Annotated in this window: 20 protein-coding genes; 14 read left to right on the top strand and 6 right to left on the bottom strand. The window is 55.5% G+C overall.

Annotated elements, in window-relative coordinates; translation table 11 throughout:
- Positions 1-400: 400 nt before the first annotated feature.
- Positions 401-1,975 (bottom strand): arylsulfatase, encoded by a 1,575-nt coding sequence (locus RUE5091_RS21940; RefSeq protein ID WP_058284085.1) that lies wholly within the window; start codon positions 1,973-1,975, stop codon positions 401-403.
- 156 nt (positions 1,976-2,131) lie between these two features.
- Here RUE5091_RS21940 and RUE5091_RS21945 point away from each other — a divergent pair, with 156 nt between their 5' ends.
- The gene (locus tag RUE5091_RS21945; protein WP_165590825.1) at positions 2,132-3,031 is read left to right on the top strand and encodes a LysR family transcriptional regulator; all 900 of its coding nucleotides are present in this window, start codon (positions 2,132-2,134) and stop codon (positions 3,029-3,031) included.
- A gap of 265 nt (positions 3,032-3,296) precedes the next feature.
- On the opposite strand, the gene xylB is transcribed toward RUE5091_RS21945, so the two are convergent.
- A complete protein-coding gene (gene xylB, locus RUE5091_RS21950) occupies positions 3,297-4,733 on the bottom strand; it encodes a xylulokinase (protein ID WP_058284087.1) in 1,437 nt (478 codons plus the stop codon).
- Positions 4,734-4,841: 108 nt separating this feature from the next.
- On the opposite strand from xylB, the gene RUE5091_RS21955 reads away from it, so the two are divergent.
- The 7 genes from RUE5091_RS21955 (at position 4,842) to RUE5091_RS21985 (ending at position 12,379) form a co-directional block, all read left to right on the top strand.
- Positions 4,842-5,867: a LacI family DNA-binding transcriptional regulator gene (locus RUE5091_RS21955; protein ID WP_058284104.1), complete on the top strand. Its 1,026-nt coding sequence runs from the start codon at positions 4,842-4,844 to the stop codon at positions 5,865-5,867.
- Positions 5,868-5,961: 94 nt separating this feature from the next.
- Positions 5,962-7,263, top strand: a complete 1,302-nt coding sequence (locus tag RUE5091_RS21960; RefSeq protein ID WP_058284088.1) for an ABC transporter substrate-binding protein — start codon at positions 5,962-5,964, stop codon at positions 7,261-7,263.
- Between the two features lie 107 nt (positions 7,264-7,370).
- Positions 7,371-8,237, top strand: a complete 867-nt coding sequence (locus RUE5091_RS21965; RefSeq protein ID WP_058284089.1) for a carbohydrate ABC transporter permease — start codon at positions 7,371-7,373, stop codon at positions 8,235-8,237.
- A 13-nt stretch (positions 8,238-8,250) separates the two neighbouring features.
- Positions 8,251-9,081, top strand: coding sequence for a carbohydrate ABC transporter permease (locus RUE5091_RS21970; RefSeq protein ID WP_058284090.1), 831 nt, complete (start codon positions 8,251-8,253; stop codon positions 9,079-9,081).
- Positions 9,082-9,093: 12 nt separating this feature from the next.
- Complete coding sequence (locus RUE5091_RS21975) at positions 9,094-10,098, top strand: ABC transporter ATP-binding protein (RefSeq protein ID WP_058284091.1); 1,005 nt, start codon at positions 9,094-9,096, stop codon at positions 10,096-10,098.
- Positions 10,095-10,868: an L-iditol 2-dehydrogenase gene (locus tag RUE5091_RS21980; RefSeq protein ID WP_058284092.1), complete on the top strand. Its 774-nt coding sequence runs from the start codon at positions 10,095-10,097 to the stop codon at positions 10,866-10,868. Before RUE5091_RS21975 ends, RUE5091_RS21980 begins: the two co-directional genes overlap by 4 nt.
- Complete coding sequence (locus tag RUE5091_RS21985; RefSeq protein WP_058284093.1) at positions 10,868-12,379, top strand: mannitol dehydrogenase family protein; 1,512 nt, start codon at positions 10,868-10,870, stop codon at positions 12,377-12,379. The genes RUE5091_RS21980 and RUE5091_RS21985 overlap by 1 nt, the downstream gene beginning before the upstream one ends.
- Positions 12,380-12,631: 252 nt before the next feature.
- Here the strand turns inward: RUE5091_RS21985 and RUE5091_RS21990 are convergent, their stop codons facing one another.
- Both RUE5091_RS21990 and RUE5091_RS21995 read right to left on the bottom strand, forming a co-directional pair.
- On the bottom strand, positions 12,632-13,264 hold the full coding sequence (locus RUE5091_RS21990) for a tyrosine-type recombinase/integrase (protein ID WP_058284094.1): 633 nt from the start codon (positions 13,262-13,264) through the stop codon (positions 12,632-12,634).
- A gap of 274 nt (positions 13,265-13,538) precedes the next feature.
- The gene (locus RUE5091_RS21995) at positions 13,539-14,411 is read right to left on the bottom strand and encodes a LysR substrate-binding domain-containing protein (protein ID WP_165590826.1); all 873 of its coding nucleotides are present in this window, start codon (positions 14,409-14,411) and stop codon (positions 13,539-13,541) included.
- Between the two features lie 137 nt (positions 14,412-14,548).
- On the opposite strand from RUE5091_RS21995, the gene RUE5091_RS22000 reads away from it, so the two are divergent.
- From RUE5091_RS22000 to RUE5091_RS22010, 3 genes are all read left to right on the top strand, one after another.
- The gene (locus tag RUE5091_RS22000; RefSeq protein WP_279385393.1) at positions 14,549-16,105 is read left to right on the top strand and encodes a trimethylamine methyltransferase family protein; all 1,557 of its coding nucleotides are present in this window, start codon (positions 14,549-14,551) and stop codon (positions 16,103-16,105) included.
- A 41-nt stretch (positions 16,106-16,146) separates the two neighbouring features.
- Positions 16,147-17,238 carry an aminomethyl transferase family protein gene (locus RUE5091_RS22005; RefSeq protein WP_058284097.1) on the top strand — a complete coding sequence of 364 codons (1,092 nt, stop codon included), beginning with the start codon at positions 16,147-16,149 and terminating at the stop codon, positions 17,236-17,238.
- Between the two features lie 247 nt (positions 17,239-17,485).
- The gene (locus tag RUE5091_RS22010) at positions 17,486-17,893 is read left to right on the top strand and encodes a (R)-mandelonitrile lyase (protein WP_058284098.1); all 408 of its coding nucleotides are present in this window, start codon (positions 17,486-17,488) and stop codon (positions 17,891-17,893) included.
- 892 nt (positions 17,894-18,785) lie between these two features.
- Here the strand turns inward: RUE5091_RS22010 and RUE5091_RS22020 are convergent.
- On the bottom strand, positions 18,786-19,139 hold the full coding sequence (locus RUE5091_RS22020) for a putative quinol monooxygenase (protein ID WP_058284100.1): 354 nt from the start codon (positions 19,137-19,139) through the stop codon (positions 18,786-18,788).
- A gap of 96 nt (positions 19,140-19,235) precedes the next feature.
- Positions 19,236-19,997 (bottom strand): IclR family transcriptional regulator, encoded by a 762-nt coding sequence (locus RUE5091_RS22025; RefSeq protein WP_058284105.1) that lies wholly within the window; start codon positions 19,995-19,997, stop codon positions 19,236-19,238.
- Positions 19,998-20,067: 70 nt separating this feature from the next.
- Between RUE5091_RS22025 and RUE5091_RS22030 the strand changes: the two genes are divergently transcribed.
- From RUE5091_RS22030 to RUE5091_RS22040, 3 genes are read left to right on the top strand one after another with little or no spacing between them, the layout of a single operon-like run.
- Positions 20,068-21,423, top strand: a complete 1,356-nt coding sequence (locus tag RUE5091_RS22030) for a selenium-binding family protein (protein ID WP_058284101.1) — start codon at positions 20,068-20,070, stop codon at positions 21,421-21,423.
- Positions 21,420-21,785, top strand: coding sequence for a 2Fe-2S iron-sulfur cluster-binding protein (locus tag RUE5091_RS22035; protein WP_170377340.1), 366 nt, complete (start codon positions 21,420-21,422; stop codon positions 21,783-21,785). Before RUE5091_RS22030 ends, RUE5091_RS22035 begins: the two co-directional genes overlap by 4 nt.
- A 3-nt stretch (positions 21,786-21,788) precedes the next feature.
- A complete protein-coding gene (locus RUE5091_RS22040) occupies positions 21,789-22,253 on the top strand; it encodes a CoA-binding protein (RefSeq protein WP_058284103.1) in 465 nt (154 codons plus the stop codon).
- Positions 22,254-22,575 lie beyond the last annotated feature (322 nt).

A 22,575-nucleotide genomic window follows, 5' to 3' on the forward strand; every position in this document is an offset into this window, starting at 1 on the left:
AGCACTTAGCCTCGCATCGCGCGAGGCCCTTTGCTTTGCACCAACGCCCGGTGCTACAACGGTGCTACACCACATAGAAAATTACAGCACAGCAAAAGTATCAGTACTTTCCAGTGCAGAAGCCGAATCTCTCTCCTGACGACAAATTTGCTACGAAGTCACCGTCAGAACTGTCAGCACTGTCAGCCAAGTAAAACTGCGTTGCCCGTAGACGTATACATAGGGAGAAACCACGGCCCAAGCCGATCTCTCGAATGACGGCTCTGAGCCCAAACTTACCAATGCTGCGCTGGGTCCAAATGACAATCTGGTGCATAAGCGGACCTTCGTCAGCAGATGTTTCTCGCGAGTTCTTGTTAGGATCGGGAGGCAAGGATTGGTGCCTCCCGCGAATTGATTTCTACTGTGACATCCCGCCTTCGGTCGAGATTTGTTCTTCAACGTGACCTTGGTTGGTGACGTCCGAACCCCGTGGAGGATAGTCCTTGAACGTAGAAAGGTGGTTTTGAACGATTTTGGCCGCCGGCCCAAATGCCCACATCTTGTTGCCCATCCAGCGGGTGTACATCCCGGATTCCTCGGCCGCTTTTTCGTAAGGATCGCGACGCAGGTTGAACAGCAGGGGTGCGTTCAGTTCCTCCTTGGGGCCAGCCCAGCCTTCGGATTGGATCGTGAAATGTGCTTTCCAGTCACCATGGCGTACAGCTTGCAGGTCCGGTCCTTCGTAGTAGATGATCTCGTCCCGGCTGTTCTCGCCCTCACCGGTCAGGAAAGACAGTTGGTTATATCCATCGAGATGCACTTGATAGCCTTCATAGCCTTGCAGCAAGGAGTCCGGCAGATCGCCCGGCCCTCCGGCGGCGGCAACAAGGGTGGGCATCCAGTCAAGACCGGCAAAAATACCGTTACTCACGGTTCCGGCCGGGACTTTTCCGGGCCAGCGAATGATGGCCGGGACGCGGAAACCGCCTTCCCATGTCGTGCCCTTTTCGCCATGGAATGGTGTTGTTCCACCGTCCGGCCAAGTCATGGTTTCGGGGCCGTTGTCAGACGTAAAGACAACAATCGTGTTGTCTGAGACGCCCAGTTCGTCCAACCGCGCCATGACTTTGCCCACGTTGTCGTCTAGCTCTTTCATCACGACGTCCTGCAAACCGCGCCCTTCGCCCAGCATGGCTTCGTATTTGGGGCTCAGATGGGTCCAGACATGCGCGCGCGCCGGTGCCATCCAGACAAAGAACGGCGTATCGTTGTCGACTGCGCGGTTGATGAAGTCCAGCGTATGGGCCGTCACCTCGTCGTCCAGCGTCTTTTGGCGTTCGGGCGGGGCCGGGCCATCGTCGATGATGCGTTGCTTGCCAACCAGACCCCAGCGTGGGTCCACAGTTTCATCGACTGTATCCGTGGCATAAGCGTGAATGATGCTCCGAGGGCCAAACGTGTCGTTGAATTTCTGATCTTTTGGCCAGTCCGGGTCGGATGTGTATTCCATCGCGTTTAGATGATAGAGCCAGCCCCAATATTCATCAAAACCCTTCACCGTCGGCAGGAATTTGTTCATATCGCCCAGGTGGTTCTTGCCGAACTGCCCAGTGGTATAGCCCAGAGACTTTAGCATATTGGCCAGCGTCGGGTCATTTTCATTCAGACCCTTTTCAGGATCTCCGGGCAGGCCGACTGTGTGCATTCCGGTTCGAACCGGTAATTGTCCGGTGATAAATGCGGATCGCCCAGCAGTGCAGCTTGGCTGAGCATAGTAATCCGTCAAACGCATACCGTCGGCAGCCAGTTGATCAAGATTGGGGGTTTTGATGCTCTTCACACCCTGATGATAGCTGCCAAGGCTGGCCCAACCAACATCATCGGCCATGATGACAAGAATATTGGGTTGGTCGGTTTCGGCCAAAACTGGCAGGGCACAGACCGAAGCTGTGGCCAGCGTGGCGGAAACCGCAATGGATCGAAGAATGAACATTGTTACCTCTGTGGACGTGGAAGATGATATCGATGGTGGGAATATCGAAGGGTCCATCAGGGATAGCGATTGAGAGTTTCTTGTCGCAACAGAGCTTTACCATGATTTCATATTGTGAAAACTAAAACACAAAACCTGAAACAATCAGACAGTATGATGAACGAAAACGCTTTGACTGCCTTTCTCGCATTGGCTGAAACCGGCAGTTTCCAAAACGCCGCTCGTGCGATGGGTGTCTCCAACGCGTCGTTGTCCCGCTATGTCGTGCAGGCTGAGGATCACACGGGACTTGTTTTGTTCCATCGCAGCCGCAACAGCAGCACGTTGACACGCGCGGGGCAGGAGTTCTTGCCAATCGCCCAGGCTTTGCGTGAAGACCTAGACCGCTATGCGACCCGTGTTTCTGGATTGCGCGAAACCGGGCCGGGCACTTTGCTGATCGGTTGCGGACCGCTCACCACGAGGACCCTGATCCTGCCCGTCTTGGGAGCCGTCCGAAGAACAATGCCTGATTTGCGCTTCCGAATTCTGGTGAGTGCCTACGCGCGCCCGCTAGATTTGTTGCAGGAAGGGGAATTCGACTTGTTCCTCGGTGATCTGACCTACACACCTGAAGCCGAAGATGTTGAGATCATTGTGATGGAGAAGCAACCCATTCAGTTCGTTGCTCATCGAGATCATGAGATTCATCAGCTCGGCCCGCAAACTATGGCAGGCATCTTCGATTTTCCCTTTGCGTCACCCCATCTCCACAAACATTGGAGAGCCGCTTTGACAAAAGCGCTTGGTGGCGGCGCCGAGGCGGTCAAAAAGGTCGATGCGCAGCCGCATATCGAATGCGACGACTACAACCTCCTGACTGGACTGCTGGCAGAGCCTGAATTTATCGTTGGAGGGATGCCGGACACATTCGCAGAGCTGATCCGTGCAAAGACCGCAAAACCCGTGTCGATGAAACAGAACCTTACATGGAACATTTGCGCAGCGCGCAAGTCGCAGAACACGTCTGCCGCGGTTGAATTGGTTTGGAATGAATTTGCCAAGTATCGGGCGTGATCGGTGGCGGGAGGCACAGGGAGACCTGTAACTGAAGCATTTTCTGGCCCAAACGTAGGTCGTTTTCTTAGGCCCGTTAGAATTGCCGAAGTTCCGCTTAGGTACCGAGAGTAGCTTTTTGAATGCAATTGACCAACGGCAGCAAAGTCCACATTGCTGACATTCGCTGCCAGCGCAAATTTTGAGGACCGCCAAATTTACAGATCGCAGACAAAGCAGGTCTTAGCTTCTCGTTGGCCGATGTCTGCATTCAACGCGAAGACAACTAATCGACCGCTTTGACCGCAGAGTAAAGCCTGCGAAACCGCAATAATCGCTCGGACATTGCAGATGGGTCAGACGGTTCAAATATATTGACAGCCGGCGGCCGAAGCGCGAGATCCGTCATGCTCAATGCGCCGTCGCCACAGGCTGCCAATCGGGCCGCGCCGCAGGCCGGACCGGAATCCGCGTCCTCTGAGCGAACAATGGGTTTTCCGGTAACCGATGCGATCATACCCAGCAAAAGATCTGATCTGCTGCCCCCTCCGATAGCAGCCAGTTCCGGCAAGCCGTTGATCGTGTCGCCGAAACTCTGTGCCGCATCGGCAAAGCAAAACGCAATGGCCTCCAATACAGAACGGCAGATGTCCGCGCGTGTCGTCGCATCCTCAAGACCGAAGAAACAGGCGCGAATATGAGGATCGCCAAGCGGGCTGCGCTCACCAGTCAGATACGGCAGGAAAATTGGAACGCGATCACCGCTGACCGTTTCGGCAAGTGCAACAACTTCGGCTGCGGACAGTCCCAGTTGACCGCCAATCCATGAAATCGGCCTTGCGCCATTCAGCATCGCTGCCATTTGATACCAACGGTCGGGCAAAGTGTGTGCAAAAGCATGTACATAACGTTCGGGATTGGGTTTGTAAGCCCGGTCCGCCACGAACAACTGACCGGACGTTCCTAAAGAAATGAAGCCTCGCCCCAGTTCGGTGGCACCCAAAGACACCGCGCCGGTTGCCGCGTCCCCTCCTCCGGCCACGACGGGCACAGCAGGCCTCAATCCCGTCTCAGCTGCAGCCTGTGCCGTCACAGTGCCAACGACACTGTGGCCGTCGAAAATCTGCGGCAGCCAATCGCGTGCCACGTCAGAAGCCTCGGCAATTCCGGCATGCCAGTTGCGCGACGCCTGATCCAGCCATAATGTTCCGGCGGCATCGGACGCGTCGGTTGCCAATTCTCCATGCAGGCGCAACCCGACATAGTCTTTTGGCAGCAGAATATGGGAAAGCTGTGCATAGTTGGCAGGCTCATTTTTTTTCAACCAAGCAATTTTGGGCGCGGTAAAGCCCGGCAAGGGAAGGACGCCGGCAATATGGCCAACCTCCGGCTGGGCCGCGCGCAGTTCCTCACATTCCTGTACTGCCCTGCTGTCATTCCACAGGATTGCTGAACGGATCGGGTGCAGGTCGCAGTCCAGCAAAACAGCGCCGTGCATCTGGCCGGACAACCCGATGGCTTTGACCTCCGAGAGCGCGATTTGCCCGGCAAGGTGAGTCAGTGCATCACGCGTCGCCTGCCACCATAGCTCCGGGTGTTGCTCTGACCAGCCGGGCTGCGGCGAGGAGGTCTGGAGTCCGACGGAAGACGACGCAAGAATTCGATCGGTGTCCGCACAGACAAGCTTAACCGCTGACGTTCCGATATCGATCCCGAGATACATTCGATCCCCTTGCCCGACCCATGCCTGGCTATTGATTTTTTTGCGCGCGCAAAGAATATGTAAAACGATGATAAGATCAAGGCGGCTATGATCCGTAGGCAGACTGGCATGACCAAAATAAAGAATATGGAAGAGTTCGCAGCTCTCAGTGGGATCTCGCGGCCCACGGTGTCCAAGTACTTCCACGACCCCGACAGTGTTCGTCCGACGACAAGAGCTCGCATAGAAGCGGCGTTAGAACGATTTGACTACCGCCCGAACATCTATGCTGTGAATCAGAACCGGAAGTTGACCAAGAATATCGGTATTGTCGTACCCTATCTGGCTGACCCTTTCTTTGCCGAGATCGCCCGGTATCTTGAGCAAAGCTGTATCGCAGCTGGTTATCGGCCTTCGTTGTTCAGTTCGCATGGTGAGCAAAAGCTGGAAAACGAAATTCTGGACGGGCTGCAATCCATGAAGCCGGCCGGAGTTTTGTTGGCTCCGTTGGGGCGGGTTTCAGATCGGTCTGCTATCGAGAAATTCTGCGCAACAGTTCCGACGGTTTTATTCGATAGTAACCTTGATGGTCTGGGCGCCGCGTTTATCGGATCAGACAATTTCAGCTTTGTTTCACAAACTGTGGAATATATGACCCGGACGGGCGAGCCCCCATCTTTTTTCGAAATGCGTACGCCTGCAAACCCGAACGCGAACAAACGCCGAAAAGCCTATGTTGAAGTCATGGAGCGTCTCGGGTTCGAGCCTCATATCATCAAAGTCGACGGTAAGGGCTGGGCGTTTGAAGAGATCGGTCACAAGGGCGCGCTGAAAGTTCTGGCGGAAAATGAGCTGCGAACAAACTCGGTCCTGTGCAGCAATGACCGGCTGGCAATCGGCTTTCTGGCGGCCTGTTACGAACAAGGGATTCGGGTCGGTCGACGGGACGATTGCGCGCTGCGTCTGGCTTCAAATGACGATCATCCCTTCGCAAAATTTACGTGCCCCTCTCTGACCACGGCTGCGCATGACTATGACAACGTTGCCGGGCGTAGCGTTGAAACTCTGTTCGAACTCATTGAAAGTGGAGGGAAATTTGAAACGCGGTCGGAAACGTTGTTCCCTGCCAGACTGGTTTTGAGGGATTCTGCGTAGTCCCAAAATTTAACGCGCGTAAAGTTTTCATTGACGCCGCGACAACTTTCACATTAGGTTCTCTGTACGACATCCAAGCTCAGGGAGGACAGGGATGTATTTGAGAAACGCACTTCGTGCGGCGACTGCAATGACACTCGTCGCGACGGCAGCAGCTCATGCGGACACCTTAACAATAGCGACCGTGAACAACGGCGACATGATCCGGATGCAGGGCTATACCGATAAATTCACCGAGGCGACCGGCATTGACGTCGAATGGGTGACGTTGGAAGAAAACGTGCTGCGTCAGCGCGTAACTACCGACATCACGACCAAGGGCGGTACGTTCGACATCATGACAATCGGCATGTATGAGACGCCGATCTGGGGCGCGAATGGCTGGCTGGTACCGCTGGATGGCCTGTCCGAAGAATATGACGTTGGTGACATTCTGCCCGCGATGGCAGGTGGCTTGAGCCATGACGGAACGCTTTTCGCGGCGCCGTTCTATGGTGAAAGCTCGATGATCATGTACCGCACTGACCTCATGGAAAAGGCGGGCATGGAAATGCCTGAGGCGCCGTCCTGGCAGTTCATCAAAGAGGCCGCCGCCGCGATGACCGACCGCGACGCCGAGATCAACGGCATCTGCCTTCGCGGCAAAGCCGGTTGGGGTGAAGGTGGAGCCTTTATCACTGCGATGTCCAATTCATTCGGTGCCCGCTGGTTCGACGAAGAATGGAAGCCTCAGTTCGATCAGCCCGAGTGGGCAGATACACTGAATTTCTACGTTGAAATGATGAACGAATCCGGTCCTGCCGGCTATGCCACCAATGGGTTTAACGAAAACCTGTCGCTGTTCCAGCAGGGCAAATGCGGCATGTGGATCGACGCGACAGTTGCAGCGTCTTTCGTGACCAACCCGGACGACTCCACGGTCGCGGATCACGTAGGGTTTGCGCTGGCACCTGACACCGGATTGGGCAAACGGTCCAACTGGCTTTGGGCCTGGGCACTGGCTATTCCTGCCGGTACACAGCAAGAAGACGCTGCCAAGCAATTCATCGAATGGGCCACCTCAAAGGATTACATTGAGCTAGTCGCCGAAAGCGAAGGATGGGCAAACGTTCCCCCGGGTGCACGTACGTCTCTGTACGAGAATCCGGAATACCAAAAGGTTCCGTTCGCCAAGATGACACTGGACTCAATCCTGTCAGCTGATCCGAACAGCCCAACGGTGAAACCCGTCCCGTATGTTGGCATCCAGTTTGCCGCAATCCCGGAATTCGCAGGCATCGCCACACAGGTGAGCCAGGAGTTCTCGGCGGTATATGCCGGACAGCAAACGGTTGAGGAGGCACTTGCCAAAGCGCAAGCTTTCACAGCCGAAGAAATGGAAGCCGCCGGTTACTGAGGCATCCTCCCAAACGGGCGGGCAGAGGTCTGCCCCCCGTTCAACCCTTCCACAATTCGCGTTTTTCTCGCAGGCTGAGTTACGCCTGAACAGAGAGGGTTTGCCTAATGGCTACTCAACATTCCCGATCAGTTGCCCGCCTGATGATGGCACCCGCAGTGGTCCTGCTGCTTGGCTGGATGCTCGTGCCTCTGACGATGACGCTATATTTTTCCTTCAAAAAATATCTTCCGCTGCGCGGCGGTGATCTGGGCTGGGTCGGGTTCGACAACTATGTCCGATTTGTCTCATCAAGTTCGTTCTGGCCAGCTGTTCAGGCAACCCTGATGATCGTGGGTGGCGTGTTGGTCATCACGGTAATGTTGGGAATTCTGTTGGCGATGCTGCTGGACCAACCAATGTGGGGACAAGGCGTTGTTCGTATCCTTGTGATCGCGCCGTTTTTTGTCATGCCGACCGTTTCAGCGCTGGTCTGGAAGAACATGTTCATGGACCCGGTGAACGGGCTGCTGGCCCATCTGTGGCGCTTTTTCGGGGCCGAGCCGATCTCGTGGCTGTCAGAGGCGTCCATGACATCGATCATCATGATCGTCTCTTGGCAGTGGCTTCCGTTCGCAACGCTGATCCTGCTGACTGCAATTCAATCGCTGGACAGCGAACAGCTGGAAGCGGCCGAAATGGACGGTGCCCCGGTGTTGAAGCGGTTCTATCACATCATCCTGCCTCATCTGAGCCGCGCGATTACCATCGTAATCCTGATCCAGACGATCTTCCTGTTGTCGATCTTCGCAGAAATCTTCGTGACCACCGGCGGTGCATTCGGCACCCGAACCCTCACCTACCTGATCTTCCAGCGCGTGCTGGAAAGCCAGAACGTTGGCCTCGGATCAGCCGGAGGTGTTTATGCAATCATTCTTGCCAACATCGTTGCGATCTTCCTGATGCGCATCGTCGGCAAAAACCTGGACGCGTGAGGAGATAAGACCCATGACCCGCTCCGTCACACCCCGCCGCAAAACGCTGAATACTGCCCTCGCATGGGTCATCGGTTTGCTGATCTTCTTCCCGATCCTCTGGACCATCCTGACCAGCTTCAAGACCGAGGCGCAGGCCATTGCCAGCCCGCCGCTGTTCCTGAACTTCAACTGGACGCTCGAGAACTATGCCATCGTGCAGGAGCGCTCGGACTATATGCGGTTCCTGTGGAATTCGGTCATCATCGCGGGTGGGTCGACCATACTGGGTGTGATCATCGCAGTGCCCGCCGCATGGGCGATGGCCTTCGTGCCCTCGAAACGCACCAAAGACATCCTGCTGTGGATGTTGTCCACCAAGATGCTGCCTGCGGTTGGTGTTCTCTACCCGATCTACTTGGTGTTCATCCGTCTGGGTCTGCTGGACACGCGCGGAGGGCTGGTCGTGGTCCTTATGCTGATCAACCTGCCGATCATCGTCTGGATGCTCTACACCTATTTCCGCGAAATCCCCGGAGAGATCCTTGAAGCTGCGCGGATGGACGGGGCGAGCTTGAAAGAGGAAATCCTCTATGTCCTGACGCCGATGGCCATTCCTGGCATCGCCTCGACCGTGCTTTTGAACTTCATCCTTGCGTGGAACGAGGCGTTCTGGACCCTCAACCTGACAGCGGTTGACGCGGCCCCGCTTACTGCCTTCATCGCCAGCTATTCCAGCCCGGAAGGCCTGTTCTTTGCCAAGCTCAGCGCGGCCTCGACCATGGCGATTGCACCGATCCTGATCCTTGGCTGGTTCAGCCAGAAACAACTCGTCCGCGGCCTGACCTTCGGCGCTGTGAAATAAGGAGCCTTCCGTATGGGACGCATTCAACTCAAGTCCGTGACCAAAAGCTTCGGCGACGTACAGGTCATTCCCCCATTGGACCTGACCATCGAAGACGGCGAATTCACCGTCTTCGTCGGCCCCTCGGGCTGCGGCAAGTCCACTCTGCTGCGCCTGATCGCGGGGCTCGAGGATATCACCAGTGGCTCCATCGACATTGACGGATCGGACGCCACCGATGTTCCACCTGCCAAGCGGGGTTTGGCGATGGTGTTCCAGTCTTACGCGTTGTACCCGCATATGACAGTGCGCAAGAACATCGCCTTCCCGCTGCGCATGGCCAAGCTGGATCAGGTCGAGATCGACAAGCGCGTCGAAGGGGCGGCCAGCGTTCTGAATCTGACCGATTATCTGGATCGACGCCCCGGCCAGCTCTCAGGCGGTCAGCGTCAGCGCGTTGCCATTGGCCGTGCCATTGTCCGCGAGCCGGCGGCGTTTCTGTTTGATGAACCGCTGTCGAACCTCGACGCCGCGCTACGTGTCGGCATGCGGCTGGAGATCAGCGAATTGCACGAACGTCTGGCGACGACCATGATCTACGTGACCCACGATCAGGTCGAGGCGATGACCATGGCCGATAAGATCGTGGTGCTTCAGGCCGGTGTGATTGAACAGGTCGGCAGCCCGCTGGAACTCTATCGCACCCCACGCAACCTGTTCGTTGCAGGTTTCATCGGTTCACCCAAGATGAATTTTATCGAAGGCCCGGAAGCGGCAAAACACGGCGCGCAAACCATCGGAATCCGGCCAGAGCATATTGCAGTTTCGGAAACCGAAGGCGAATGGTCAGGTATCGTCAGTGTCTCCGAACACCTTGGCTCGGACACCTTTTTCCACGTCCACGAAACCGGTCTGGCCGAGACAATCACCGTCCGTGCGGATGGTGAGGTCGGGTTTCGCCACGGGGACCGCATCCATCTGACTCCACGCGTCGATGTCATTCACCGGTTTGACGCACAGGGGCTGCGGATCGAATGATACGGCTGGCAGAAAAAACCGCCCTGATCACCGGGGCTGCGCGTGGCATAGGGTTGGCCTTTGCCAAGGCTTATGTTGCCGAGGGCGCGCATGTCGCAATCGCCGACATAGACGGCTCTCGGGCGCAAAAAGCCGTGAACGAAATCGGCGAGGCCGCCTTGGCCGTCGATATGGACGTGACCAGCCAACGCAGCATAGACGCGGCCGTCGCACGCACAGCCGCACATTTCGGCCCAATCGACATTCTGATCAACAATGCCGCCATCTTCACAGCCGCCCCAATCGCTGAGATCGAGCGCGCCGACTATACCCGCGTCTTCGACATCAACGTCGCGGGCACACTGTTCACGATGCAGGCCGTCGCGCGCCACATGATCGAGTACGGGACCAAAGGCCGGATCATCAACATGGCATCACAGGCTGGGCGCAGGGGTGAGCCTTTGGTCGCCGTGTACTGCGCCAGCAAGGCGGCAATCATTTCCCTGACCCAATCGGCCGGACTGAACCTGATCTCTCACGGGATCAACGTGAACGCCATAGCTCCGGGTGTAGTGGACGGCGAACACTGGGATGGTGTTGATGCGTTCTTCGCAAAACACGAAGGCAAACCCCTTGGACAGAAGAAAAGCGAAGTGGCGGCGGCCGTCCCCTATGGCCGGATGGGGCGCGCCGAAGACCTGACCGGTATGGCGGTGTTTCTAGCCTCGGACGAGGCCAAGTATATCGTCGCCCAGACCTACAATGTTGATGGCGGAAACTGGATGAACTGATGAACCCTGTGACGAAGGCAAACCCTCCGGCGCGGCTGCGGCGCGATGGTCTTTCTGACCTGCCGGCAACCGTCAGGACTCCGGCGTATGAGCGCTCGGACTTGGCGCCGGGGATCGTCCATATCGGGCTGGGCAATTTTCACCGTGCCCATCAGGCCTGGTACATCCACCAGATGATGCAGCAGGGTCTGGCCTATGAATGGGCGATCATCGGGGCTGGTGTACGGAATTATGATGCCGTGATGCGCGAGCGTCTGCTTGAGCAGGACTGCCTGACCACCTTGATCGAACTCGACCCGAAAGGAATATCTGCCGAGGTGATCGGCCCGATGGTCGACTACCTGCCGATTGAGGACACCAACGCTGCCCTGATCCGTAAGATGTCTGACCCATCCATCCGGATTGTGTCGCTGACAGTAACCGAGGGCGGGTATTTTCTGGATGCCAACACCGGGGCCTTCGACACGGATCACGAAGATATTCGCCATGATGCGAGGAATCCGGACCAGCCCCGCACGGCTTTTGGTGCCATTGTAGCGGCGCTAAAGCAGCGCCGGGCGAACGGCCTCAGGCCCTTTACTGCGCTCAGCTGCGACAACCTTCAGGGCAATGGCAGGATCCTGCGCGACTGTATTGTTGGTTTGGCGCGCATGTCCGACCCTGATCTGGCCAAGTGGATTGATGAACACGGTACGTTTCCTAATTCGATGGTGGATTGCATCGTACCCGCCACGACGGACCAAGTGGTCTCGCAAAGCCTCGCGCTTGGCATCGACGACCGCGCTCCTGTCTCGCACGAGAATTTTCGCCAATGGGTGATCGAAGATGACTTCTGTGCCGGGCGGCCCCCTTTGGAACAAGTGGGTGTCACGCTCACCCATGATGTCCACAGCTACGAGATCATGAAACTGCGGATTTTGAACGGGGGGCACCAACTGCTCGCAAATGTCGGAGAAATTCTGAGTGTCCCGACGATTTCAGATTGCATGCTGGACTCTGATATCCTGGCGTTTTTTGAGAAAGTTCAGGCGGAAGAAATACTACCTCACGTCCACGCTGTACCCGGGACGACCGAGGAGGAATATCTTGAATTGGTAAAGAAACGATTTTCCAACAGTGCAGTCCACGACACAACACGCCGGGTCGCATTTGACGGATCTTCCCGACATCCGGTATTTTTGCTCCCATCTTTGCGCGATGCGGTTGTATCCGGGTCTTCCATACATGGGCTGGCATTGGCCGAAGCATTTTGGTGCAGGATGTGTACTGGCATTCGTGAAGACGGCTCCGAAATTGCCCCTAACGACCCGCATTGGGAAGACCTTCAAAAGACGGCACTGGCGTCCAAAGCCGATCCGGAACTTTGGCTGAACCAACGCCAGTATTATGGTACGTCGAACATAAGCAAACAGTTTTCCGAAGCCTTCACCGCGTGGATGACGACGATCTGGCAGAGTGGCAGTCGGGGAGCTATTGCTGAATATGTCACTCTGGCCTGGCAGTCACATTAACACTCGCCGCAAGTCAGGATCGGTCTTCGATACACTATTCATTTTCTGATGGTCAGAAATATGGCGTCGGCTTACCTACGTTACTTGAGCCTCTGTTAATGCACTTGCAGCGAAAGTCCGCTTTTCGCCCACTTTGTCAGATGCTGCACCCTTCGTCGTTGTCGCCTTTGGGCTCGAACCGAACCACTGCTGCGGGGCAACCGTAGGTCTGGTCTTGATTGGCGAACGGCAAGTGCCGCCCGCCAACATGGTTCAAATGTCGATTTGCTCGGCAATGCTCAGCGCATCTTCAAGTTCGACACCAAGATATCTGACACTGCTGTCAACCTTTGAGTGTCCGAGCAGCAGTTGAACCGCTTTGAGATTTCCGGTTTTACGGTAAATCTCCGCCGCCTTGGTCCGGCGCAGCGAATGGGTGCCGTAGCCGCTGGGTTCCAACCCAATCGCAGCAACCCAATCTCGCACAAGTCGGCCATATTGGCGGGTTGAGATATGTAGGCGGTCATGAAACCGGCTGGGAAACATGAAACGGCAGCCGCTCATTTCCGCCGACTTGATCCATTCAGCAATGGTTTTGCGAATGTTTTCAGAGAGCTCGAACTGAACGGGCCGCCGAGTTTTACTCTGGATCACAGACACCCTCTCGCGAACGCGGTCATCTCTGACCAAATCGCTGACGGACATTTTCACCAAGTCGCATCCGCGAAGCTTGCTATCAATCGCCACGTTGAACAGCAGGAGGTCACGCAGATTCCTGGCCATTTCGAGCCGCGCGCGGATTGCCCACACTTGTTTCGGCAACAGCGACCTTTTCTGGCCGACGATCCGGCCCTTGTTCCAGGCTCTTCGTTTCGGAGTGACAGCGGGAAGTTGGACTCTTGGCATATTGGGCCCTCCAATCCTCCCGCCAAGCCCCGACATCAGCACCGCGCTGATACCTGAATTTTACTGTTGGTTTGAATGGCTGTTGTCCGAATGCTTGTTCTTCGGGAAACGCTGCGGGTGCATTGGGTTGGTCGAGCCCATTCTTTCAATCGTTCCGCATTGCGGCGAATGTCTGCTTCGGCGCACCTCAACGAGTTATTACTGCGCATCGCCCTCCTACACATCGCCGACGTTCATGTCGAAACGTTCAGCCAGAGTTTTACCGATATGAGGACTAACACGCAGCTTGTTCACCACGTTGCTGCGGCACCTCACCTTTCAGCCAGTCACTAAAACACCGTACCGGGCGGCTGCCTCGGTCTGCGAAGGGTTCAACGAGGAAATAGCCATAGTCCGAAAGCTCGGACTCAGACAATCGAACCAGGCTGCCGTGTTTGATCTCGTCGGCAACAAGCGCGTCCATCAATGCGATGCCTTGCCCATTTTTAACAGCCTGCACGCGCACGTTTGGATCCGGTATGATCAGCGTGTCGCGCCGCTGGATTGCAGGTAATCCAGCCGCTTTGATCCAATCGCTCCAGGCATCGCTGTCGTCATGATCGCGCAGCAGTGTGAGCTCTGCGATTGCCTGATCCAGGCCTAAGGCTTCGACCTTGGCAAGGGCGTCGCGATTTCCAACGGCCCAGGCCGGCATGCTCAGAAACTGCTCGACCTTGGCGTCGTTCCATTGGCCATTACCCCAGCGGATTGCAACATCGACCCCCTGGTTCTCCAAATCGAAGAGTTGGGTCATTGGCTGCAACCTGAGCCGCACGTTCGGGAATTCCTCCATGAAGCTCATCAAGCGTGGCGACAGCCATCTGGCTGCAAAATAGCTAGAAAGGCCAACCGTCAATTCCTGGTCATTGGCTTGGGCAATATCCCGCAACCCGGCCTCCAGAGCCGAAAACAGTGGTTGGCAGGTTTCAAGCAGAAGTCTGCCTTGCCTGGTCAGCGCGATTCCCCGGGGCTGGCGGTGCAGTAGTTGCGTTTGCAATTCTTCCTCCAGCACTTTGATCTGATAGCTCAAAGCCCCCTTGGTCATATTCAGGGCGTCTGCTGCGGCAGACAGGCTTGGATAGCGCACAATTTCTAGGAAAAGGCGCAAAGAATCGTGTCTTTGAAAGCGCGTGGTCATTGCATCTTGTATAAATATTTTGAACATTTTGTGTTAAAAAATTCGATCCTCATCTCAATTTAATAACGTTATCCTTCGGGAAATCTTGACTGGAACAGGCACTTGGGTTGGAAAATTTAGACACAAACATTCAGCCAAAGCTGCGCAGTGCCGCAAGGCGTGGGCGTGGACGCATGGCGCGTCTCGGGGCGTCTGCACCGGTTGCGTCTTACACCAGACGCAATATCCCTGCGTATCAGGTGCTTGATGATGCCGCCCTTTTGGCCATCGAGGCGCAGGCCGACTGGATTCTGGACAGGATCGGTATCGAGTTTCGGGGCGACGACGTGGCATTGGACTTCTTTCGAGAGGCCGGGGCCCGCGTTGACGGTCAGCGGGTGACGTTTGAGCCGGGGCATGCACGGTCCTTGTGTTCTACGGCTCCTGAGCAATTTACTCTCTATGCTCGCAATCCTGAAAAGAATGTTCAGCTTGGCGGCGATCATGTCGTCCTGATGCCGGGCTACGGATCCCCTTTCGTAAGCGATCTGGATCGGGGACGCCGCTATGCGACACTCGAAGACTTTCAGAATTTCGTCAAACTGACCTATGCGACCCATTGGCTGCACCATTCGGGTGGTACGGTCGTGGAACCCACCGATGTGCCAGTGAACAAGCGGTATTTGGATATGGTGTTTTCGCATCTGACGCTGTCGGACAAGCCGTTTATGGGTGGCGTGACATCTCCGGATCGCGCGCGCGACAGCATTACCATGGCGCGATTGGTGTTTGGTCCTGAGTTCATGTATCAGAACGCTGTCATTCAAGGCAATATCAACGTCAATTCACCTCTGATCTACGACGACACAATGTCGGGGGCACTACGAGTCTATGCCGAGGCGGGGCAGTGCGTCTGTGTCTCCCCGGCGATTTTTTCCGGCGCCATGGGGCCGTTGTCACCTGCTGCCGTGGCCGCGCAGACTCTGGCCGAAGGCATGGTCGGCATCGCCTTGGCTCAGTTGGTGAAACCGGGTTGCCCCGTTGTTTTCGGCAGTTTCCATTCCACCATGAACCTGAAGTCTGGCGCGCTGACCTTTGGATCGCCCGAAGCAAACCTTGCCACTATGGTGCTGTCTCAGCTGGGTCACCGGTTGGGGGTTCCTGTGCGGTCCGGCGGGGGCCACATATCCGCGTCGAACGCCGCAGATGGGCAGGCGATGCAGGACAGCGTCGGCGCGATGTGGGCCACGCTGCTATCGGGTGCGCATCAGGTCTGGCACGCGGCGGGCTGGCTCGAAGGTGGGTTGGTGATGTCCTATGAGAAATTCATCATGGATCTCGACCACTGCGGCGCGATGATGACTTTGCTGCAAGGATTTGAAGCGACCGAAGAAGCCTTTGGCCGGGATGCCTATCTTGAGACCGGCCCGGGCGAGAATTTCCTGTCGACGGCCCATACGCTTCGCCATTTTGCCACCGCCAACTTCCAACCAGACATCCCGGAAGGCGGACCGTTTGAGACATGGAGCGAAAACGGTAGCCTGCGGGCAGATCAACGCGCGACGGCGCAGTGGAAAACGATGCTTTCGGCCTATGAGCCACCCGCGCTGGAAGACAGCATCAAAACGGCGCTGTCGGACTTTGTCACCGAACGCAAAACCGCAATGAAAGACGAGTGGTACTGATGAGCAACAACCACGTCGGCGAAACCCACTGGAGACCTTGAATGAACGAAAAACTCAGTCGCACATCCGCTTTGGCCGCGCGCCATACCGCCCTGGGATCGAGTCTTGAAGACTGGAACGGGATGGGCACGGCCTGGACTTATAACACAGACCCTAATGACGAACACGATGCGGTGCGGGAAGCCGCCGGAATGTTTGATATGTCACCCTTGAAAAAGATGTTTGTCCGCGGGCCGGATGCCGCAGCAACTCTTGATCATTTGACGACACGTGACATCTCAAAAATCACGCCCGGCAAGGCAGCGTATCTCTGCGTGCTGACGGACACAGGTGGGATCGCCGATGACGCCATCGTCTCAAACAACGGCGGCGATGAATGGATGATCGTGCACGGGTCGGGCGACACCATGGCTCTTCTGGAAGCCTCGGCCGAGGGGCGCGATGTTCAGATCGAATTCACTGATGATCTGCACGATCTGTCCGTCCAGGGCCCCAAGGCTCTGGAAATTCTGGACGCCCATTGCGACATCAGCCTTTCAAACCTCGCTTATTTCGAGCACGCACCCGCAGCACTGTTTGGTTATCCCTGCCGGATCTCGCGCACCGGGTATTCCGGAGAGCGTGGCTATGAGATCTTCGCGAATGCATCGGTGATTGAAGACATATGGGATAAACTGGTCGCGGCAGGCGTGGTCCCGTGCTCTTTCACCGCGTTGGACAAGGTCCGGATCGAGGCCGGCCTGCTGTTCTACGGATACGACATGACCGAGGACAACACACCCTGGGAAGTCGGCCTTGGCTTCACTGTCAGCACGACAAAGGGTGATTTTCGCGGCAAAGAGGCGGTTTTGGCCGCGCGTGGCAAGGAGGCAATCAGCAATGTATGTTTGGACATCGCGCATTCTGACATGGTCGCAGGTGGTGAGGCCCTGACATTGGATGGGCAAGAGGTCGGCCTGATCAACTCGCCCTGCTACTCCCATCGGCTTGGTAAGTCCTTAGCGCTCGCTCATGTGAAGCCATCGGCCGAAACAGGGGTTTCCTTGAGGGTCGTGTGTGATGGCATCGTCACCACTGCTAAGGTTGTGGCCATGCCAATCTACGATCCAACGAAAGCAAGAACCCACGCTTGAACGGTCGACAGGACGCAGTCGACTTGCTTTTGCAGGAATAGGTGAAACGGACATTGATAGCTGAGCAGCGAACGTCCGCTCTGTCCGCAACTCGGCCGTAGGTCCTGTTCAGACCGATGACCGGTTCCAGTCGTATTCTGGGCATTCGACAATGGCGCTCTGATGGCCGCGTCGACCCGGCGCGCCTCTGGGTTTGAAATCGGAACTCTGCTAAGTCGCTGAGAGAAGCGCATCGAAGGAGCACATCGTGGAGATTCACCGCGCCGGGGACCGGCCCTCTCAATTTCCCGGCAATGAGTATTTCACCGGTACGGTTCGCTTTGATCCCGTTGTGACAGGGAATGATCCCTCGCCGGTCAAGATTCTTACGGTGACTTTTGAACCCGGCGCACGGACAGCTTGGCACACGCACCCTGCCGGTCAAACGTTGCATGTTTTGTCGGGCTTCGGCCTGGCTGGGTCTGAGGGACAGCCAGTGCAGGTGTTGCGCCCTGGCGATACGGCGTGGTTCGCGCCAGGAGAGCGGCATTGGCACGGCGCGTCGCCAGACTGTGCGATGACCCATCTGGCAATGCAGACCTCTGTCGAGGGCAAGACTGCGGATTGGATGGAGCATGTCTCAGACGAGGATTACAGCGCAGCCCGCACAGAATGAAGCGTTTGAGCCCTACCGAGCAAGTCGCAGCGGAGTAACCCCTACTACGCCCATTCAAAGAGGGGTTAATGGATTTTTTCATCTCGTGACAGGCGCGGCCCTCGTTTCGTCCCTGAGGGGTCCGCACAGCGCGTTTTCACTCTTCTGGATTTCTGGCCTCCTCAGCCACCCATTTACCCTGCAAAATCCCATCGCTGCAGAACGTCTCTCGCCCGTGCCATTTTCTGCGCGTTGGCCACAACCTCATGCGCTCCGTCGCGCACCGCCTCATCGAACAGAAAAGGCTCCTCGTACCCACATGCATTGCAGGCAGCCTTCTCACCCGTAACCACCGTATCCAGCGACCCTCATTCTGGGCATCGTGCCTGGACATCATCGTTGAACATATCGCGACCTCTCCTTCCTTTACCGATTGCCAGAACCGGGTCCGCCCGCCAACATCGCTGATTGGCGCATCCGCTTGAACTCGTCGGGGGTGACGGTTCCGCTGATGACATCGATACCTTTTGGTATGCGCGCTCTCTTGTGTCCGATCGCACGAACGCTGCCCCTTGTGATCTCCAAACAGGTCGACTCGTAACATGTAAGTCCGCTTGTGTTGATTTGAATGGCAGTCTGACCGTTCGCATCAGTTACCAATGGAGCCTGTGTAGGTGGGCTGCACGCTGAAACCAGCAACGCGAACCCAAAATAAATCCATCTGTTCATACGAAAGTCCCTTTTTCCCCAAAATAGGCTGGCAGCTGTTCAGTCAAATCTGTCGGGTGTCAGCTTCGAGCGCATCGAAGACGCTCTCGAAATATCATCGCATGATCGCATCGAGTCCAAAGCGGACCAGCACCAAAACCCGTAATGTTCTCGCACGGACGAAAATCTCAAACGTCGGTCAATTTTACCATAGTAGCAGGCTTGCTTTTTGCGCCTCGAAACCTTTTGGCGTCGGAAAAAGCGAGCGCATCCTGGCAACAAGTTCGATCTCACCATCCAGCATCTTTCGGACAGTGTTCAACCAGTTATTGAAGGTTTCAGATTCCCAATGATCTTGGACCGCGGCTTCGTTTCTGAACACTTCGTAGAAATAGAAACGATTTGGGTTTGTCTCATCCACCATAATATGAAACTGGAAAACATCGGGTTCTTCACTGACAACATTTTGCGCTTGGAAGATGCTGGCGTCCAAAAATGGCTGCCGATACTCAGGTTTTACGTTGATCACGAAGAACCCACCAAACATTGCATCGTCCATATTTGTCTCCCTCATTGACCTAAAAGCGGCGAAGGTCGCAAAATACACCTGTCCTGCTGGATGGCGTTAACCTACAGCACTGCGATACCCACGAACCTAAGCGGGTATCCTTTCTTTATCTGCTTCACCCCATCCTAGCGCGCGTGCAAGTTCGTGTGACATTGTGGTAAGTGTATGGCCAATCTTTTCTCGCTTCGAAGGTGTAAACACCCGAAGAGACGCCGTAGCGCCGATTGAAAGCGTCGCACCAACACCTGTCTTGGTCAGCGTTGTTGCGACAGAACTGATCCCGCGCTCGAGCTCTTCAACACATACGGCATACCCTTTGGCTCGAATGACATCGAGTTCCGCGGCCAGATCCTTAGGGTCTGTAATCGTGCGATCTGTGTACCGCTTAAGTTGCCCATCCAATCGGTCTTGAGACAGCAACTCAGGCGACACGGCGGCGATTGCCTTGGCGCAAGAGCACGCGTGCATTGGTCGTTTGCCCATACCTGGATGAAGAAAAGACACGCCCGTCTGCGGTGTCTCCACATGAATAATCTCAACCCAATGGCCCCGTAGCCGAGACAAGAAAAACGCAGCGCCATAGTCATTAGCGGCGCCAGAGAGGACAGGCGCAATCACTTGCAAAAGTGCGGGATCAGAGTGATCGCTCAACGTGATACGCTTTAGCCTAATCCCAATCGCGAACTCACCGCGGGTTGGTGATTCAAGGAGGCCGGACAAAACAAGGTCTTGAACCAGCCTGTAGGCCGTCGGTTTAGGTATATCGGACTGGGCACAGATATCCGCTACGGACGCACGTCCTTTTTGACCCACGATTTCCAAAATCAGCGTTAATCGTTCGAGATGCATTTTTCTCACTTTATGATAACTAAGTTTTCGATATACGATACAATTTAGGGAATCAAGGGAGGAGCATACGATGGATGGACAATGCTGTGGACCGGGCTTCAAGAGTCCGCAAGAAGCCATCAAAGCCCCCCGAGAAAAGCTACTCTACACGATCGCCATCTACACCGGGACAGGGATCCAGAAACCTGATTATCTTGCTACAGTGGATGTCGACCCTGACAGCTCGACCTATTCTCAGGTAATCCATAGGCTGGAAATGCCGGGGATTGGGGACGAGCTTCACCACATGGGGTGGAACGCCTGTTCGTCCTGTCACGACGACGGCTCGATGTCCCGCAAATACCTGATCCTGCCGGGCGTACGCTCTAACAACCTTCATATCGTTGATACAGCCACTGACCCGCGTGCGCCGCGGTTGCATAAGGTCATCGACGGGGCCGAAATCAAGGCCAAGGCAGATTTATCGGGCCCGCATACGGTGCATTGTTTGGGCTCGGAAATCATCATTTCCTTCCTTGGAAATGCCAAGGGTGAGGCTCCTGGAGGCTATCTGCATCTCGACAAAGAGTTCAACATCGTCGGTCGCTGGGAAACCTCGATGGGCGATATCAAATTCGGCTATGACTTCTGGTACCAACCACGCCACAACGTGATGGTCAGTTCCGAATGGGCTGCGCCCAATACCTTCATGCCGGGCTTCGATCTGGAAGAAGTGGGCCATCTGAAATATGGGCGCGAGCTGCATTTTTGGGATTTCGAAAAGCGCGAACCGGTCGAAAGCTTCTATCTGGGTGAAGACGGGCTGTTGCCACTGGAAGTCAAGTTCCACCATGACCCCGACAGCACGCATGGGTTCTGTGGCGCAGCTCTTTCGACCAATGTGATCCATTGGTGGCAAGACGACGCTAATAAGTGGCGGTGGGAAAAGATCATCGACGTGGAAAACGAGATGCACCCCGAATGGCCGATCCCGTTGCCGGGGGTTATGTCGGCGATACTGATCTCGATGGACGACAAATACTTGTACCTGAACAATTGGTTGCATGGAGATATGCGCCAGTATGACATCACCGACCCGCATAATCCCAAGTTGACCGGCCAAGTGTTTATGGGGGGCCTTTTGGGTAAAGCTCCGATCGTTAACGGGGTCGAGGTCGCGGGTGGTCCGCAAATGTTCCAGCTCTCTCTCGACGGACGAAGGCTTTATGTCACGACCTCGCTGTTCTCGACTTGGGATAACCAGTTCTATCCCGAGATCCGCGAAAAGGGCGGGGTTATGGTGATGATCGATTGCGACCCTGAAAACGGTGGTATGAAGATCAACGAGGATTTCATTGTGGACTTTGGCAAAGAACCGAATGGTCCATCGCGCTGTCACGAGAGCCGGTATCCGGGCGGTGATTGCACAAGCGACATCTGGCTATGACTATGTATACCGTGACGATCGCGAACAGAGATGGCGCGCAATACTGTGTGGATGCGCGGCGTCCACTTCTGGAAACGCTGAGAGAACAGGGCGTCGACTTGCCTTTTGGGTGCAAGTATGGCGGCTGCATTACCTGCGCGGCAAAACTAAAGACTGGCGCGATTGATCAACGCCGACAGGTTGCGCTGAATAATCGGCAAATCGCGAACGGCTATGTGATCCTTTGCGTGGCACGTCCGACATCCGACATCACGCTTGAGATCGGGGTCGAGAGCCATGACAAGCTGTACCGCAATCCGTTTCTCGACCCTCTCAAACCCCACGAACTCAAGGCTGACATTGCGACGCCGAAGGAAGGTTAACCGATGCCCGAAGCAGATATCGACCGCATCTACGATTACGACCCCAAATACCTCGCCGACATCCTGCAGTCGGTCAAAACCATTGCAATGGTGGGGGCTAGCGCGGACAAAACAAAATTCAGTTATGGCGTTCTGCGACAGCTGAGTGAAATCGGCTATGATATTCTACCGGTGAATCCTAACCCGAATGTTTCGGAAATTAGAGGGCTCAAGGTCTACCACTCACTGGAAGAGATCGACAAACATGTTGATATGGTAGACGTTTTCCGCCCGAAGGAAGAGTTATATGCCTTTGCCGAGAAGGCTATCGCAATCGGGGCAAAAGTTCTTTGGGGTCAAATCGGTGTGTACGACGACAAAGCAGCGCAACTCGCCGAAGCGGCGGGCCTTAAAGTCGTGATGAACCGATGCCCCAAGATTGAACTCTTCCGCCCTTTTTGGAAGCCACGCCTGGACCTAAAGATATGATGGAAATTCGATTGGTAGCGGCCTCCTCAGCATCCAATGAGGGTGCCAATTGAGATATTGTGCTTACGAAAGAGAAGACAAGTAATCCTGTCACTCTACACAACCGCCTAGTCTAAAACCAAAAATGTCCGATTTGTTTGGAGAACCAAAGGCCGCTTTGTCCGCAGAGTGGTCATTCGTCGCAACTCTCTCCAATATCTGCTTCGCGGACAAAGCCGTCTCAGGCCGGCGCTGCAGACTTCGCATTTCCACCGACAACCCACAAAAACAACACCGCAAGCAAAACCTCTATCGCAAATGCGGCAAGAATGTTTTCGGATGG

It is taken from the genome of Ruegeria denitrificans (genome assembly GCF_001458295.1).
GTDB lineage: Bacteria > Pseudomonadota > Alphaproteobacteria > Rhodobacterales > Rhodobacteraceae > Ruegeria > Ruegeria denitrificans.

What these genes read in the sequence shown, in the direction of transcription:
- RUE5091_RS21955 (WP_058284104.1), top strand. Translation starts at nt 4,842, where the DNA reads ATGACCAAAATAAAGAATATGGAAGAGTTCGCAGCTCTCAGTGGGATC.
- RUE5091_RS21975 (WP_058284091.1), top strand. Translation starts at nt 9,094, where the DNA reads ATGGGACGCATTCAACTCAAGTCCGTGACCAAAAGCTTCGGCGACGTA.
- RUE5091_RS21980 (WP_058284092.1), top strand. Translation starts at nt 10,095, where the DNA reads ATGATACGGCTGGCAGAAAAAACCGCCCTGATCACCGGGGCTGCGCGT.
- RUE5091_RS22035 (WP_170377340.1), top strand. Translation starts at nt 21,420, where the DNA reads ATGACTATGTATACCGTGACGATCGCGAACAGAGATGGCGCGCAATAC.
- RUE5091_RS22005 (WP_058284097.1), top strand. Translation starts at nt 16,147, where the DNA reads ATGAACGAAAAACTCAGTCGCACATCCGCTTTGGCCGCGCGCCATACC.
- RUE5091_RS22020 (WP_058284100.1), bottom strand. Translation starts at nt 19,139, where the DNA reads ATGGACGATGCAATGTTTGGTGGGTTCTTCGTGATCAACGTAAAACCT.
- RUE5091_RS21940 (WP_058284085.1), bottom strand. Translation starts at nt 1,975, where the DNA reads ATGTTCATTCTTCGATCCATTGCGGTTTCCGCCACGCTGGCCACAGCT.
- RUE5091_RS21965 (WP_058284089.1), top strand. Translation starts at nt 7,371, where the DNA reads ATGGCTACTCAACATTCCCGATCAGTTGCCCGCCTGATGATGGCACCC.
- RUE5091_RS21970 (WP_058284090.1), top strand. Translation starts at nt 8,251, where the DNA reads ATGACCCGCTCCGTCACACCCCGCCGCAAAACGCTGAATACTGCCCTC.
- RUE5091_RS22025 (WP_058284105.1), bottom strand. Translation starts at nt 19,997, where the DNA reads ATGCATCTCGAACGATTAACGCTGATTTTGGAAATCGTGGGTCAAAAA.
- RUE5091_RS22030 (WP_058284101.1), top strand. Translation starts at nt 20,068, where the DNA reads ATGGATGGACAATGCTGTGGACCGGGCTTCAAGAGTCCGCAAGAAGCC.
- RUE5091_RS21945 (WP_165590825.1), top strand. Translation starts at nt 2,132, where the DNA reads ATGAACGAAAACGCTTTGACTGCCTTTCTCGCATTGGCTGAAACCGGC.
- xylB (WP_058284087.1), bottom strand. Translation starts at nt 4,733, where the DNA reads ATGTATCTCGGGATCGATATCGGAACGTCAGCGGTTAAGCTTGTCTGT.
- RUE5091_RS21985 (WP_058284093.1), top strand. Translation starts at nt 10,868, where the DNA reads ATGAACCCTGTGACGAAGGCAAACCCTCCGGCGCGGCTGCGGCGCGAT.
- RUE5091_RS21960 (WP_058284088.1), top strand. Translation starts at nt 5,962, where the DNA reads ATGTATTTGAGAAACGCACTTCGTGCGGCGACTGCAATGACACTCGTC.
- RUE5091_RS22040 (WP_058284103.1), top strand. Translation starts at nt 21,789, where the DNA reads ATGCCCGAAGCAGATATCGACCGCATCTACGATTACGACCCCAAATAC.
- RUE5091_RS21990 (WP_058284094.1), bottom strand. Translation starts at nt 13,264, where the DNA reads ATGCCAAGAGTCCAACTTCCCGCTGTCACTCCGAAACGAAGAGCCTGG.